Annotated in this window: 12 protein-coding genes; 9 read left to right on the top strand and 3 right to left on the bottom strand. The window is 70.5% G+C overall.

Features of this window, described 5'->3' with window-relative positions; translation table 11 throughout:
• Window positions 1-116: 116 nt before the first annotated feature.
• The 3 genes from ACTMTI_RS49510 (at window position 117) to argG (ending at window position 3,347) form a co-directional block, all read left to right on the top strand.
• Complete coding sequence (locus ACTMTI_RS49510) at window positions 117-776, top strand: helix-turn-helix transcriptional regulator (RefSeq protein WP_441127859.1); 660 nt, start codon at window positions 117-119, stop codon at window positions 774-776.
• A complete protein-coding gene (locus ACTMTI_RS49505; protein ID WP_441127858.1) occupies window positions 773-1,765 on the top strand; it encodes a threo-3-hydroxy-L-aspartate ammonia-lyase in 993 nt (330 codons plus the stop codon). The genes ACTMTI_RS49510 and ACTMTI_RS49505 overlap by 4 nt, the downstream gene beginning before the upstream one ends.
• Window positions 1,766-1,898: 133 nt before the next feature.
• A complete protein-coding gene (gene argG / locus ACTMTI_RS49500; RefSeq protein WP_441127857.1) occupies window positions 1,899-3,347 on the top strand; it encodes an argininosuccinate synthase in 1,449 nt (482 codons plus the stop codon).
• 132 nt (window positions 3,348-3,479) lie between these two features.
• Here the strand turns inward: argG and ACTMTI_RS49495 are convergent, their stop codons facing one another.
• Window positions 3,480-3,938 (bottom strand): hypothetical protein, encoded by a 459-nt coding sequence (locus tag ACTMTI_RS49495; protein WP_441127856.1) that lies wholly within the window; start codon window positions 3,936-3,938, stop codon window positions 3,480-3,482.
• 173 nt (window positions 3,939-4,111) lie between these two features.
• Between ACTMTI_RS49495 and ACTMTI_RS49490 the strand changes: the two genes are divergently transcribed.
• The 3 genes from ACTMTI_RS49490 (at window position 4,112) to ACTMTI_RS49480 (ending at window position 8,135) form a co-directional block, all read left to right on the top strand.
• On the top strand, window positions 4,112-4,717 hold the full coding sequence (locus tag ACTMTI_RS49490; RefSeq protein ID WP_441127855.1) for a hypothetical protein: 606 nt from the start codon (window positions 4,112-4,114) through the stop codon (window positions 4,715-4,717).
• Between the two features lie 161 nt (window positions 4,718-4,878).
• A complete protein-coding gene (locus ACTMTI_RS49485) occupies window positions 4,879-6,222 on the top strand; it encodes a cytochrome P450 (protein WP_441127854.1) in 1,344 nt (447 codons plus the stop codon).
• A 167-nt stretch (window positions 6,223-6,389) separates the two neighbouring features.
• A complete protein-coding gene (locus tag ACTMTI_RS49480) occupies window positions 6,390-8,135 on the top strand; it encodes a protein kinase domain-containing protein (protein ID WP_441127853.1) in 1,746 nt (581 codons plus the stop codon).
• 15 nt (window positions 8,136-8,150) lie between these two features.
• Here ACTMTI_RS49480 and ACTMTI_RS49475 read toward each other — a convergent pair whose 3' ends face one another.
• A complete protein-coding gene (locus ACTMTI_RS49475) occupies window positions 8,151-8,525 on the bottom strand; it encodes a DoxX family protein (protein ID WP_441127852.1) in 375 nt (124 codons plus the stop codon).
• Between the two features lie 121 nt (window positions 8,526-8,646).
• Here ACTMTI_RS49475 and ACTMTI_RS49470 point away from each other — a divergent pair, with 121 nt between their 5' ends.
• On the top strand, window positions 8,647-9,132 hold the full coding sequence (locus ACTMTI_RS49470) for a MarR family winged helix-turn-helix transcriptional regulator (protein ID WP_441127851.1): 486 nt from the start codon (window positions 8,647-8,649) through the stop codon (window positions 9,130-9,132).
• Window positions 9,133-9,192: 60 nt separating this feature from the next.
• Here the strand turns inward: ACTMTI_RS49470 and ACTMTI_RS49465 are convergent, their stop codons facing one another.
• A complete protein-coding gene (locus ACTMTI_RS49465; protein WP_441127850.1) occupies window positions 9,193-9,996 on the bottom strand; it encodes an SAM-dependent methyltransferase in 804 nt (267 codons plus the stop codon).
• A gap of 267 nt (window positions 9,997-10,263) precedes the next feature.
• Here ACTMTI_RS49465 and ACTMTI_RS49460 point away from each other — a divergent pair, with 267 nt between their 5' ends.
• Both ACTMTI_RS49460 and ACTMTI_RS49455 read left to right on the top strand, forming a co-directional pair.
• Window positions 10,264-10,731, top strand: a complete 468-nt coding sequence (locus ACTMTI_RS49460; RefSeq protein ID WP_441127849.1) for a hypothetical protein — start codon at window positions 10,264-10,266, stop codon at window positions 10,729-10,731.
• Window positions 10,732-10,829: 98 nt separating this feature from the next.
• The gene (locus ACTMTI_RS49455; protein WP_441127848.1) at window positions 10,830-14,594 is read left to right on the top strand and encodes an NACHT domain-containing protein; all 3,765 of its coding nucleotides are present in this window, start codon (window positions 10,830-10,832) and stop codon (window positions 14,592-14,594) included.
• The last annotated feature ends 79 nt before the right edge of the window (window positions 14,595-14,673 follow it).

Here is a 14,673-nt window from a genome sequence, read left to right as displayed (position 1 = left end):
CTTGATCTGCGGTTGGGTACTGCCGACTTCGATGACGCGAGCACCGGCATTTCGGCATCCATCGAAGTGACAGTTGTGCCTAGACATTTCATCTAAGGCATATACATAATGTCCATATGGAGCATGAGCGGGATGCGATCATCGCCGCGCTCGCCCCCGTCGTCGATGGGATCGTGGCCACCTTGGGCGCGTTCTGCGAGGTCGTGGTGCACGACTTCCGGCGCCCGGACAACTCGGTGGTCGCCATCGCCGGCTCGGTCACCGGGCGCAGCGTCGGCGGGTCGATGAGCGAGATCGGCATGGGCGTCCTGGCCCGGGGGGACGAGGCGGGCGACGAGCTGAACTACGTGACCCGCACCCAGGACGGCAAGCTCGTCAAGTCTTCGACGATGGTCCTGCGCGACAGCACGGGGGCCGTGTTCGGAGCCCTCTGCGTCAATCTCGACATCACCGCGATCGGCCAGGCGCATGCGCTGATCGGCGAGCTGGCCGGGCTCGCCGTCCCCGCCACGGTGCCGACCACGACCTTCGGTGACGACGTCGACGCCGTCCTGGACGCCATCGTGGACGCGTACCAGCTCGAGCGGAACAAGCCCTGGGCCGAGCTCCGCCGCGAGGAGCGGCTGGGGCTGTTCCGCAGCCTGGACCGGCGTGGCGTGTTCGCCGTGCGCCGGGCGGTCCCGCAGGTGGCGGCCCGGCTCGGCATCTCCCGCGCCTCCGCCTACAACTACCTGTCCCAATCGCGCACCGACACCTCGCAGGAGGACAACGCATGACGAAGGCACTCCCGGTCACCCTCGACGACGTCCACGAGGCCGCGGCCCGGCTCAAGGGCGTCGCACACCGCACGCCCGTCCTGCGCTCCCGCACCCTGGACGCCCTGGCCGGCGCCGAGGTCTTCCTCAAGTGCGAGAACTTCCAGCGGATCGGCGCGTTCAAGTTCCGCGGCGCGTACAACGCCATCTCGCGGCTCTCGCCCGCGCAACTGGCCAGGGGCATCGCGGCGTACTCCTCCGGCAACCACGCCCAGGCCGCCGCCCTGGCCGCCCGCGAGCTGGGCAGCACCGCGGTGATCGTCATGCCCGAGGACACCCCGCGCTCCAAGAAGGAGGCCACCGCCGGATACGGCGCCGAGGTCGTCACCTACGACCGCTACACCGGCGACCGGGTGGCCATCGGCGAGGCGCTGGCCGCCGACCGGGGGCTCGCGCTGATCCCTCCGTACGAGCATCCGCACGTCATCGCCGGTCAGGGCACCGCCGCCCTGGAGCTGATCGAGGAGGTCGGTGACCTCGGCGCGCTGCTCGTGCCGGTCGGCGGCGGCGGGCTCATCGCGGGCAGCGCCACCGCGGTCAAGGGCACGTCACCCGGCATCCGTGTGATCGGCGTCGAGCCCGAGGCCGGAGACGACACCAAGCGTTCGCTGAGCGCCGGCGAGCGGGTCTCCATCCCGGTTCCGCGCACGATCGCCGACGGCCAGGCCGCGGAGATCCCCGGCGAACTGACCTTCTCCATCAACAAGCGCCTGGTCGACGACATCGTGCTGGTCTCCGACGACGAGATCCGCATGGCGATGCGGCTGGCCTTCGAACGCCTGAAGATCGTAATCGAGCCCAGCGGCGCCACCCCGCTGGCCGCCCTGCTGGCCGGGCGGCTTCGGGACGTGCCGCGGCGCGTCGGGCTGATCGTCTCCGGCGGCAACATCGATGCCCGCCGCTTCGCCGACCTGTGCGCGGACGCGCCTCTGGCCGCGCAGCGCGGATGACGCCGGCCGCTTCGGCGTTCTTCGTCACCGAAGCGGCAACCGCCCAGACCGTCAGCGCCGTCACCGGCTGCTCCAGCGCTTAGGGACACCCACTCTTGCATGGTCATGCATTGGTATGTATATACTTCTACTCGTGTCCAAAGTACTCACCTCCCTGCCTGTCGGCGAACGTGTCGGCATCGCCTTCTCCGGCGGCCTCGACACCTCGGTAGCGGTCGCGTGGATGCGCGAGAAGGGTGCAGTGCCCTGCACCTACACGGCCGACGTCGGCCAGTACGACGAGCCCGACGTCGCCTCGGTGCCCGGACGCGCCACGGCCTACGGCGCCGAGGTCGCCCGGCTGGTCGACTGCCGCGCGGCCCTGGTCGAGGAAGGGCTCGCGGCCCTGGCCTGCGGGGCGTTCCACATCCGCTCCGGTGGCCGCACCTACTTCAACACCACCCCGCTCGGGCGGGCCGTCACGGGCACGCTGCTGGTACGCGCGATGCTCGAGGACGGCGTGCAGATCTGGGGGGACGGCTCCACCTTCAAGGGCAACGACATCGAGCGGTTCTACCGTTACGGCCTGCTCGCCAACCCCTCCCTGCGGATCTACAAGCCGTGGCTGGACGCCGACTTCGTCAGCGAGCTCGGCGGTCGCAAGGAGATGTCGGAGTGGCTGCTCGCTCGCACCCTGCCCTATCGCGACAGCACCGAGAAGGCCTACTCCACCGACGCGAACATCTGGGGCGCGACCCACGAGGCCAAGGCGCTCGAGCACCTCGACGCGGGCATCGAGATCGTCGAGCCGATCATGGGCGTGCGGTTCTGGGACTCCGCCGTCGAGATCGCCGCCGAGGACGTCACGATCGGCTTCGAGCAGGGACGACCGGTGGCGATCAACGGCAAGGAGTTCGCCTCCGCCGTCGATCTGGTGCTGGAGGCCAACGCCATCGGCGGCCGGCACGGCATGGGCATGTCCGACCAGATCGAGAACCGGGTCATCGAGGCCAAGAGCCGCGGCATCTACGAGGCGCCGGGAATGGCGTTGCTGCACGCGGCGTACGAGCGGCTGGTCAACGCGATCCACAACGAGGACACCCTCGCCAGCTACCACAACGAGGGACGGAAACTGGGCAGGCTGCTGTACGAAGGCCGCTGGCTGGACCCGCAGGCGCTGATGCTGCGCGAGTCGCTGCAGCGCTGGGTCGGGACGGCGGTCACCGGCGAGGTGACCCTGCGCCTGCGGCGCGGCGAGGACTACTCCATCCTGAACAGCTCCGGACCGGCGTTCAGCTACCACCCGGACAAGCTGTCCATGGAACGGACCGAGGACTCCGCCTTCGGGCCGGTCGACCGCATCGGCCAGCTCACCATGCGCAACCTCGACATCGCCGACTCCCGCGCCAAGCTGGAGCAGTACGCCGCGCTCGGCCTGGTCGGCAGCGCGCATCCGGCGCTGATCAACGCCCTGCCGGCGGCCCCGACCGAGCTGATCGGCGAGATGCCCGAGGGCGGGGCCGAGGCGATCGCCTCCCGCGGCGAGGTACCCGAGGACGAGGAACTGCTCGATCACGCCGCGATGGAGTCCGGCACCGACTGACCGGCCACCACGGAGACGGCCTCAGCTCTCAGCGGCCCGTTGCCGCACGCCTTCCTCGGCCGAGCTGGGGCCGCACCGCGGATCGGCGGCCAGGCCGTCCGGGCGCCGCGCCCCTGCCCTCCCCCGTCTTGGTCACCTGCAGCCGACACGCCCCAGATCGAGCCGCCCGTTGTAGCCGGTCCCCGGGCCGGTGTGATCGCCGTGCCGAGCATGGATGCTCAGGCACTGGTTCTTGCCGTACACCTTGACCGGCCCCGCGTAGTACTTGAAGCGCCCGTGGTCCTCGTCGTGGTTGTTCTTCGGCCGGTCCTCGGCCCACCGGGAGTTGAAGATCTCCAGGGACATCGGCGTCTTCTCCCCGTACCGGGGCTCACCCGGGCGCTTGACGAGCGCGGCGCAGTTCCAGCCGGTCCTCGCGTTGTAGTAGAGCTTGACGTCGCTGCGGTAGTAGGTCTTTCCGCTGAGCGCGTCCTTCATCGGGACCTTCCAGCTACCCACCAGCGTGCCGCGGCAGCCGTACGCCGCCGCGTCGGCGGCCGTGGGCGCGACGACGGACAGGGACATGGCCGCGACAGCGGCCACAGAAACCATCACAGTCTTCTCGAGCAAGTGAATCCCCCATATACGACAAAGACCACCAAACCTATCCAGAGGTCACCGCCTCACACCCGCCGTTACGCCGGGCGTACGTGCTCACCAAGTCGTGACAGGCCCCACGAGCCGATGACAAGTCACCTACAAGCCGGGGCCGTCATCGTGGGGCCATGAGCAAACGCCGTCGTGGAGGCACGAGCAGACACCGCCGGTACGGCACGGGCCGCGTCCGCCCCGAAGGCACCGGCCACCGTCCTGCCGTGATCACCGCGTCGGGCAACCGGGACCCCGGGCGGATCGGCAAGGTGCTGCTCGTGCTGATGTGGGCGGGCATCTGCCTGGTGCCGATCCCGCTGTGGGTGCCGGCCATCCAACTGGCGGCGGGCGCCGTCGGCACGCCGGGCACGCTCACCGTGGAAGTGTGCGAGCCCGTCGGCCGCAACCGCTACGACTGCGAGGGCACGTTCGTGCCCGGCGGCGGCCGCCCGGTCCCGGTCTCGGCCCCGCCCGACCTGGAGGCGGGCGACACGGTGCCGGCTCAGCTCACTCCCGAGGGCGACCGGGCGGCGATGGCGGGGCCGCGCGGCGTGTTCGGCGCGCTGACCCTGCCCTTCTTCTGCGTCGGCGGGATCGGCTTCCTGCCGTACGTCGTCCTGTACTGGAGCTCCGGCGCCACCCGCCGTCACCTGCGTGCGGCGGCGTTCACGGGCTGGGTGCTGACCACGGTCGCACTCATGGGCATCACCATCGGGCTCATCGCGATCTACTCGGTCTGATCGCCTACCTCTTGCCATAACGGACGGTATACGTGATGCTACAGAACTCTTGAGTGATTTGGCCGGAAGCTCACATAATGCGAGCGGCGACCAGAGAGAGGTAGTTCATCACCGTGACCCACGGCCCATGGCCTCGGCAGTCCGCAGAAACACTGGCGTCAATGTCCGTAGAACCGCTCCTGTCCAGGGACTACGACGCCAATCCCGGCCTCGTCCACGAACGCCTGCGCAGCAAGTACGGCACCGTCGCACCCGTCGATCTCCTCGGGGTGCCGGTCTGGTTCGTCCTGGGCTACGAGGAGGTGCTGCGCGTCCTGCAGAACACGGGCGGCATCTGGAGCAAGCACGTGGACAGGTGGCGGGCGTACGTGGAGGGCCGGATACCGGCGGACTGGCCCCTGCTCCCCGTCTTCCAGATCAACAACTCGGCGTTCCAGGAAGGCGCCGCGCAGCGCCAGTTGCGGGCCGCGTGGACCAAGGCGCTGGCACCGTTCCAGGATCACGCCAACCCGCAGGCACAGCTGCTCGAGAAAGCCATCGTGCGGTACGCCGACGACCTCATCGGCGTCCTGTCGGAAGGCGGCTCCGCCGGGTGGGCGGATCTCGCGGCACAGTACGCGCGGCCGCTCCCCCTGATGGTCGCCAACCGCCTCCTCGGCATCGGCGCCGCGCGCGGCGAGGACGTGGTGATGGACATCTGGCGGATGATCGACGCCGGCCCGGACGCGGCCGCGGCCTTCGAGCGGCTGTACGCGGCCATGACGGAACTCGCGGCCGCCAAGCGGGAGCGTCCCGGTGACGACCTGACCTCCTACATGATCGAGGCCAAGCCGGACTTCACGCTGGACGAGCTGGCCCGCGAGCTGCTGATGCTGCCGGGCCTGCTGGACTTCACCGCCAGCCTCGTCTGCAACGTGGTCGTCGAGGTCATCTCCAATCCGGCCGTACGGGAAAGCCTGTCGGTGGGAGCGATCGACGAGACGGTGAACCGGGTCGCCCTGCTCAACCCGCCGATGGCCAACCTGACCTTCCGATTCCCGATGACCGACGTGAAACTGGGCGACTACACGGTCGCCGCCGGCGACCCGGTGATGCTCTCCGTCGCGGCCGCCCACGCCGATCCGCGATTCGCCGGAGCGATCGACCACCACGCCATCCGCAGCACCCGCGCGCATCTGGCCTGGAGCGTGGGACCGCACAGTTGCCTCGGCCAGCGGCTGGCGACCCAGATCACCACGATCGCCGTGCGCCGCCTCTTCGACCGGTGCGCCAAGATCAAGCTGGCACTTCCGGCCGACCAGTTGCCCTGGCGCCCCTCCCCCTTCATGCGGGCGCTGCGGTCCCTGCCCGTCCAGTACGAACTCGCGGAGAGCCGTGTCCCCGTGCCCCCGGGCGTCGACGTGCCCGCGACGCAGCCGGCCCCGGCACGTGAGGCCGCCGGCGAGCCGCCAGCGTCCCGTTCCCCGCTGTGGAGTTTCCTGCGCGGACTGCGTCGCGGGCGATGAGCTGGGGCGACGAACCGGTCGCCGCAAGAGTGCCCCGGTGCCGGTCGACCGGCTTGGTGGATCTTCCTCGCCACCGATCTACCTGACTATTGTGATCTCCATCTGTTGGAGGGGGAACACAGCTGATGGGTACGGGCGGGTCCGAGGCGTATCTGGGAAGCCGATACGTGCTTCTGGACGAGATCGGCGCCGGCGCGATGGGGACTGTCTGGCGGGCGCGGCACCGCGACACCGGTGACATCGTGGCGGTGAAGCTGCTGCGCGACGGCCTCGCCGGCGACCAGGACCTGGTGCTGCGGTTCGTGCAGGAACGCAACGTGATGCGGACCCTGCGTCATCCCAACATCGTCACGGTGCGCGACTTCGTCATCGAAGGAGAGCGCCTCGCCCTCGTGATGGACCTGGTCGAGGGCGGCGATCTGCGTACCCTGCTCCAGCAGCGCGGCACGCTGCCCCCGGCGGAAGCGGCCCAGCTGATGGCGCAGGTCGCCGACGCGCTGGCGGTCGCGCACGCCGTGGGCGTCGTGCACCGTGACATCAAGCCGGGGAACGTCCTCATCGACGGGACCACGGGGCAGGTACGGCTGACGGATTTCGGGGTGGCCCGCATCGTCCACGGCCCGGGCCTCACCCAGACCACCTCGATCATCGGTACGCCCGTGTACCTGTCTCCCGAGGTGGCCGACGGCAGCGCTCCCACTCCGGCGGTGGACGTGTACGCCATCGGCCTGATCCTGTACGAGCTGCTCGCCGGGCGCCCGCCGTTCGTCGGCGACCACCCGATGGCCCTGCTCCGGCAACATGCGATGGCCATGCCCCGGCGGCTTCAGGGGATGCCCGACACCTTGTGGTCGGTCATCTCGGCCTGCGCGGGGAAGGATCCGGCCAGACGTCCCAGTGCCCGCGCGGTGGCGGTGGCGCTGGGCGAGGCGGCGGCGTCGCTGGCCGGGTGGCCCGCCCTGCCGCGGGTCCCCAGAGGAGAAGCTCCGTCCGTGACCTCCGAGGCCCTCCCTTCGGCGGGCCCGCCCCTGCCTCCTGGCCCTACGGGGCCGGCCGCCCGTGATGCCGGGACCACCGGAACGGGCGGCCTCTCCCCCACAGACGCGACTTCCCCCACCGACGACGAGACCGTGGCCTCGGCTCGGCGTGGGCGATCCCGGCAGCGCCTGGTGATCGGCGCGACCACGTCCATGGCGTTGGTGCTCAGCGCGACGGCAGTGGCCGTCGTGGCGCCATGGCGGGAGCCGGACACGGGGGCGGCACCCCTTGCGGCCGCCGCCTCGACGCCATCGGCTGACGGGCCGGCCGGAACAGCCGAGACCACGAACTCCACCCCGTCCACCGAGGCGAAAAGCGTTCCCGTGCGTACACCGAAGGTGCGGACGGAGCGGAACCGTACCCCGAAGACGCCCGTCTCGGAACCGCCCACCCCGCCGCCCTCGACCGAACCGGCGGCGAAGCAGGTCAAGACTCCCCAGCCCCAGCAATCGACGCCCGTGGCGCCCGATCCGGCGGACGACGACGACCCGGCCGAGCCCACGGACCAGGGCCCGACGCCGAAATGGCAATGCCGTTCGTGGGGCTCCGCGGGCCCCGGCAGCGGTACGGAGATGTCGCCCTGCATGGCCATGGTGGGCGGTGTCTTCTACCTGCGGGGGCGGATCAGAGGATCCAGCTCGGTACGTTCGGACATACACGTCCAGTTGCTCAACACCGACGCGGATGTGCCCGCCTCTCAGCACTTCATCTGCACAGGCGTCTCCCCGTCGAACCCGCGCGAGATCGTCATGTGCGGCCCGTTCGAGGTCACGGCGCCGCGCACCGGAGCCAAGATCGACGTGCGCCAGCGGTGGAGGAAGACGGGCACGGCCACATGGGGCGGCGGCTTGGAGAGCCCCTGGATCCTCTGGTGATCGCTCGTTGAGTGATCAGAAGGAGTAAGGGCCGAAGCGGCCCCAGGCCACCACCGCGGCCAGCACGAGGAGCACCGCGTTGATGACGATCCCCTGGTATTCCTTGCGGCGGGCGTGCGTGATCGCGGCTCCGATCATGACCACGACGAGTCCGGCCGCGGCCAGCGGCGTGAGCACCGGCGCGATGTTCAGGGCCGCCGGCAGGATCAGGCCGATGGCGGCCAGTGCCTCCAGCGCGCCGATGCCCTTGACCGCACCGGAGGAGAAGTCCTCGGTCCAGGCCATGCCGGACGCGGCGAGCTTCTCTTTGGGCTGGGCCAGCTTCATGATCCCGGCGGCGAGGAAGGCGAGGGCGAGCAGGCCGGCGACGATCCACAGTACGACGTTCATCGGGGGGTCCGATCGATGCGAAGTGACTTTAACGTTCAACCGAACAGTAGGGGTGTTGGAGTTGACGCGTCAACTGATAGACGGATCCGATCACTTGACGACTCAAGTTAAAGTAGGCGTCGTGGACGACGCATCCCAGGAGCCGCGCTGGCTGACCGACGAGGAGATGGAGACCTGGATGGCGCTGGTCAGCGTGCTCATCAGGGTCCCGGCCGCGCTGGACAGGCAGTTGCAGCGTGACGCGGGCATCAGCCATTTCGAGTATCAGGTGCTCGCCGGGCTGTCGATGAGGCCAGAGCGCTCGATGCGGATGAGCGAGCTGGCCTCGTTCTCCGACGGGTCGCTCTCGCGCCTGTCGCACGTGGTCGGCCGATTGGAGAAGCGCGGCTGGGTACGCCGCACGCCGGACCCGGCCGACGGCCGCTACACCCTGGCCGGCCTCACCGACGAGGGCTGGAAGAAGGTCGTCGAGGCCGCCCCCGGGCACGTGCAGGCGGTCCGCACCTTCGTGTTCGACCCCCTCACCAAGGCCCAGACCCGGCAGCTGCGCGACATCGGCCGCCGCATCACCCGGGCCATCTACCCCGACGACACCTGCCTCGACTGAGGAGCCACATCCCGCTGTTCGTCACGCTCGGCGCGAGCGGCCGCCCGGACCAGCCGGTCGCTATCGCTTGCGGGCGATGCCGCCGTACATGAGCCGCTGGCCCACGGTCAGGCGCCTCGGCACCTCACCGTCCGGCCGCCACAGCGGCAGCGGCACGACGCCCGGCTCCAGCAGCTCGAAGCCGTCGAAGAACGCGGTGATCTCCTCCGGGGTCCGGAACCGCCCGGTGCCGAGCAGCGCGAGGAACTTCTGCTCCGCGTCCCGGGCCTCCTGGCTGGAGTCGCAGAAGTGCGTGATGAACAGATGGCTGCCCGGGGGCACCGCCGCCATGTACGCCTCGACGATCCCCTTGGGGTCTTCGTCGTCGTGCAGGTGGTGCAGGATGCCGACCAGCATCACGCCCACGGGCCGGTCAAAGTCGATGATCTTGCGCACCGCCGGGTCGGCGAGGATCGCCGCCGGTTCACGCAGGTCGGAGGTGACGACCGCGGTGTTCTCGTTCTCCGCCAGCAGCGCCCGCCCGTGTGCCAGCACCATCGGGTCGTTGTCGACGTACACCACCCGTGCTTGCGGGTTCGCCCGCTGTGCGACGTGGTGCGTGTTCTCGACGGTCGGCAGGCCCGAGCCGAGATCGATGAACTGGGTGACACCCTCGTCGATCATGAACCGGACACCTCGGCCGAGGATCTGCCGGTTGTAGGTCGCCACGTCGTAGATCTCGGGGACGACCTTCACGATCTCGGCGACGAAGGCGCGGTCGACCTCGAAGTTGTCCTTCCCGTTCAGGACGACGTCATAAGCCCTGGCGATGCTGGGCCTGGTCGTGTCGATGCCGGCCTTCCATGCGTCGAAGTTGTCCCCCACCGGACGGTCCTTTCTCGCGGTTCCGGCCTTCCAGTACCGATGATCATAGGGCCGAGAGCGGGTGAAATGCGGCTTTGCACCGCTCGACGGGCACCTTTTCTTGCCAGTCCAGATATGGGATGGATTCGTAGGTGGGGCAGACGCTCCCGAAGAAGCGGGCGCTGTACGGGCAAGCAGGCGTTCGCACGCGGTCATCAGGACGTAGGGTCCAGATCAGCAACCCTTCCCGGCCGTACCCGCGGCGGCCCTTGCGAGATGGGAGCCTGCATGACCGTCACGCCCGCGCACCTGCGCGCCCTGGCGAGCCGCGCTGAGGCGCTCACCACGGAGGTCCGGGCACTCTGCGACAGCGCCCCGGACGGATCGCCGGAACGTGACCCCCTTGTGGCGGCGCGGCATGCCGCGGACTGGCTGGCCAGAGGCGCCGAGGACCTGCAGCGCGCGGCCCAGGACCTGGCCGGCCTCCAGTCCCGGCCGTGCGGCATGCCGTGGAGCGTCTGCCCCGAGCACGGCAACACCCTCGCCTCCAGGGCGGGCATATCCACGTGCCGGGTGTGCCGGCGCACCTGGAGCTACGACCGGCCCGGCCAGCCGTGCCAGGAGCCGGTGACCTGGAAGGTGATCGACCGGGCCGGGACGGAGACGAGGATGTGCAACGGGCACGTCCTCGGCGCCCGCGCGGCCGCCGCGGGCGCCACCTTCATACGCCTCGACGAAGCGCCCGCGCAGCCGTGACCAACAGACCGCACGGGCGCGGTGCGAGGATGCCCGACCGGACGGCGAGCAGGCAGGAGGCGCCGTACCGTAGATCCGTTTTGCCGTAGATTCGCGTCATGCTCCCCGACTGGCTGGACATCGGTGACAAGATCGCATCGGTGGTGGGGGCGGCAGCGGGGGTGACCGCCCTGCTCATCCAGGTGCTCGCGGCGCCCACCCGGCAACCGGTGGACGGAGAAGCACAGGATCGGCGCGTTCGCCCGTGGGCCGGCCGCCTCTCCTTCACCGCCTTGGCTGCGGCCTGCGCGGTCGCGTTGGTGTCGGCCGCGCTCGCGGCGGCACGCGGGGAGCCGAGCCTGCAACTGGGCGCCGCAATCATCCTGGTGGCTGTGACGGCCGCCGTGCACCGGGCGGTCCTGCGCCGCCAACCGGTCCCGCTCCGGCCTGCTGTACGGCGACTGCTGGCCGGACAGCGCCGGGAGGCGGAGCGGCACCGCTACCATCTGACGGGAACGCATCTCCCCCGTGTGACCACGCTATACGTGCAGCAGCGCGCCGAGGCGGGCCTGGGGCACGGCGGCCGGACCGCGCCCGCGGACGGCGGCCCGATGACCCCTGTGGAGATCATCGCCCGGTATCGGCACGCCGTGGTCGTCGCGGAGCCGGGCGCCGGCAAGTCCACGCTGACCGCTCACCTCGCCGCCGCGTCCTGTGGCTGGTGGCAGGGGGCACGGCGCGGGACCAGGAGCAAATCGCCGTTCGGGGAGGCGGTGGCGGTGCGGCTACCCGCCTCCCGGCTGGTGGGCAAGGACCTGCCGGCGGCCCTGGCCGAACACTGGTCCGGCCAAGGCGAGCAAGTATCACCGGATCTGTTCGCCGCACCTCCGTTGGACGGTGCCCGGTGGCTGGTGCTGGTCGACGGGGTGGACGAGATCACCGACCCCGACGAGCGCTCGCAGGTGCTGACCATGCTGAGCTCGGCCGTCGAGGAGAAGTCGGACGTGTTCCGCTTCCTGATCACGACTCGGCCGCTTCCGCTCGGAGAACTGGCCGATCTCGTCCTCGCGGGCGCGGCGGACCTCCGGCTGCGCCTGTTCGACGCGGCCGACCTGCAGCGGTTCGCGCAGCGCTGGTTCGAGGCGCGACCGGTGGCCGGGGCGGGCGCCGACCCCCCAGAGCTGGCCCGGGCGTTCGTGGCCGGGCTCGGACGCAGCGCTGTGTCCGCGCTGGCGCGCGTTCCCTTGCTGGTCACCATGGCGGCCCTGCTGCACGAGCGGGATCCCGCCGCGGGGCCGCCCGCAGACCGCACCCGGCTCTACGAGGAGTTCGTCGCCCTGCTCCGCACGGCCAGACGCTGGGACACCGGCATCGGCGAGGAGGGGTGGACGGCACACGAGGACGACCTGCTGTGCCACCTCGCCGCGCTCAGGGTGCATCACCCCGAACAGCACCTGCTTCAGGCCGCGGTGGAATGGACGGCAGCGCGGATCCCCTCGGCGGCCCCCCAAGGAATGACGCGGGCGGTGCTCACCGGCACCGTGCTCAACCGGCTGCTGGCGACCTCGCTGCTCCTCGCCGACGGCACTGATGTCGCCTTCCTCCACCAGAGCCTCGCGGAGTACCTCGCCGCCGGGGCCGAAACGTTCGATGAAGCCGTCTGGCGGCGTGACATGGCGAACCCTTCCACTCGGGAGTTCGCGCTGTTCGTGCTTGGCCGTTCGGGGCCACCGGTGGCCGAGCTGCTCCCCCGGCTGCTGGATGGCACCGACGCCGGCCAGGTGGCGGCGGGCCGCGTTCTCACCGACGGGTACCGCGTACCGCCCGCCATGGCCGACGCCGTGATCGCGGGCCTGCTGTCTCTGGTCAGGAGTGGCAGGCACGGTGAGGAGTGCCTGGACGTGCTCGTCGATCTGGCGGCGTCCCGGCCTGAGTTGATGGCCCGGTTGGCCGAGGTGACCCGGGACGCCGAGGTCCCGGCATGGACGCGGGCGATCGTCGCTGACGTCCTGGCGGACGTCAACAGGCAGACGGCGTGCGCACTGCTCACCGACATCGGCCTTGACGACCGTCTCGGTGCGCATCCCGTACGGCGCTGGTGTGCCGGGCGGCTGGAGTCGCACGGCAACTACAGAGCCGCGGACCGGGTCCGCAGGAGCGTGACGGGTGATGGCGAGTGGGCGGTGTTCTGGTGGCCGTCGTTCGCCCTCGACGAGTTACTGCCTCCACTGCCCAGCATGCCGGAACGCGCGCTCGCCGCACTCGCCGACGACCCGCGCCAGGACGTCATGGTGCGGATCCAGGCAGTGACCGCGCTGCTGGAGCACTCTCCTTCCCCGGCCACCCGGATCCTCCTCCACATCGCCACCGGCCAGAACCATGACGTTCGGGCGCGATTCGAGGCGGCCAGGGTGCTCGTTCGGCGCGTCGGACCCGCCGTGCTGACGGGTATGCAAGCCCTCGCCGACGACCCGGCGGCCGAAGACATGATGAAGTACGAGGCCGCGAGCCTGCTCATCGAGCACCAGGATCCGCATGGCCTGGCGGTGATGGCCGAGCTTGCCCGCTCGGCGCGGGAGTCGTGGATCCGTTTCCGCTCCGCCCGTACGCTGTGCGACCACGGCGACGCCGACGGGCTGGACATCCTGCGCCTGCTGGCGACCAGCGAGCGGACAGGGCTGCGCACTCGGGTCGCCGCCGGCCGTCTGCTGCTGGATCGCGCGGACGAGCCGACGCGGCAGGCGCTGCTTGGCACCCTGTCCGACGGCCGGCGGCTGTCAGTCCGTTACGGCGCGGCGTTCGCCCTGTGCGGGACGGATCCCGCGGGCGCGGTGGCACTGCGGGACCTGGCCGCGCACAGCCGGATCGGCCCGTACGCCCGGCACGCGATTGGCGTGGCGCTCGCCCGCACCGCCGATCCGGCCGGCACTGACGTGCTCCGCGCGCAGGCCACCGGGTCACCGGACGGCCGGGCGAGGGTGATGGCGGCGCACGCGCTGTCGCGCCACGATCCAGAAGCGGCCGCGGCGGCGCTGCGTGCGACGCTGGACGATGCTCGTGCCGACAGCGGAGCCCGCTACCAGGCGGCTCTGTCTCTGCTCGACCTGGGCGTTGAGGTGTCCCTGGCCCAGCTCGCCACCCAGCTTCCCGAGGTGGTGCTGCGAGTGGCGATCGGGGAGACCCTGGTCGACCGCGGCGACTCCACCGGCATCCCAGTTCTGCGTGAGGCGTTGCTCAGCCAACGGTTGAACGGCCGGGTCATCGAGGGTCCGGTGCGGAGGCGGGCGGCGAACGCCCTCGCACAGTTCGGCGAGCCGGGACGGGAACTGCTCAGGCAGATCGCCGAAACGGAACCCCAGCGGTCGAGGTGGCGTCTGGAGGCCGGGCCGGGCTGGTGTGCACTGGTCGCGCTGGCCTGGGCCGACGGTGTGAAGGATCCGGAGTGGTTCGCGGCCCGGGTTCCGCGGCGCAGGCTGCGCTGGTTCGAATCCGAGGTGGTGGAGGTCCTGGGCCAGATCCCCGGCACACAGCCACAGGCGGTTTTGGAGCGGCTGGCCAGGCACCGGGCGGCGGCCGGTCGCCAGATCAGACTGGCCTGCGTGCCGAAGATCGCCGCAGACCCTGACGCGCTGACCCGGGTGGCGGAGGATGGCACGGCCGATCCGCTCGTACGGTGCTACGCGGCGGCGTACCTGCTGGATGAAGGCCGGACCGGCACAGCCCTCGCCGTCCTCACCGGCCTGCGGGACAACCACCCCGGCCCGCTTGTCCGGCGGCTGTCCGGCCAGCTGATCGAGACGCACGCGGGACGGCAGGCGGAACCCCTCCCCCGCCTGTGGCGGCTCCTCCTACAGGACTGGTACAACGTCGATCTTCCCGCATGACGCGCCCGCTCAACGTTGAGTGCCTCTTCCCACCACAGCGTACGGGGGCGCTTCGCCGTGCCACTGACGGCTCGTCGCC

Source organism: Nonomuraea sp. H19 (genome assembly GCF_052068215.1).
GTDB lineage: Bacteria > Actinomycetota > Actinomycetes > Streptosporangiales > Streptosporangiaceae > Nonomuraea.
This window is presented reverse-complemented; position numbering and strand designations above follow the sequence as displayed.

Bases quoted from the DNA above. Each gene is read 5' to 3' on its own strand.
- ACTMTI_RS49460 (WP_441127849.1), top strand. From the start codon at position 10,264: ATGACCGTCACGCCCGCGCACCTGCGCGCCCTGGCGAGCCGCGCTGAG.
- ACTMTI_RS49475 (WP_441127852.1), bottom strand. From the start codon at position 8,525: ATGAACGTCGTACTGTGGATCGTCGCCGGCCTGCTCGCCCTCGCCTTC.
- ACTMTI_RS49490 (WP_441127855.1), top strand. From the start codon at position 4,112: ATGAGCAAACGCCGTCGTGGAGGCACGAGCAGACACCGCCGGTACGGC.
- ACTMTI_RS49485 (WP_441127854.1), top strand. From the start codon at position 4,879: ATGTCCGTAGAACCGCTCCTGTCCAGGGACTACGACGCCAATCCCGGC.
- ACTMTI_RS49510 (WP_441127859.1), top strand. From the start codon at position 117: ATGGAGCATGAGCGGGATGCGATCATCGCCGCGCTCGCCCCCGTCGTC.
- ACTMTI_RS49455 (WP_441127848.1), top strand. From the start codon at position 10,830: ATGCTCCCCGACTGGCTGGACATCGGTGACAAGATCGCATCGGTGGTG.
- ACTMTI_RS49505 (WP_441127858.1), top strand. From the start codon at position 773: ATGACGAAGGCACTCCCGGTCACCCTCGACGACGTCCACGAGGCCGCG.
- ACTMTI_RS49495 (WP_441127856.1), bottom strand. From the start codon at position 3,938: ATGGTTTCTGTGGCCGCTGTCGCGGCCATGTCCCTGTCCGTCGTCGCG.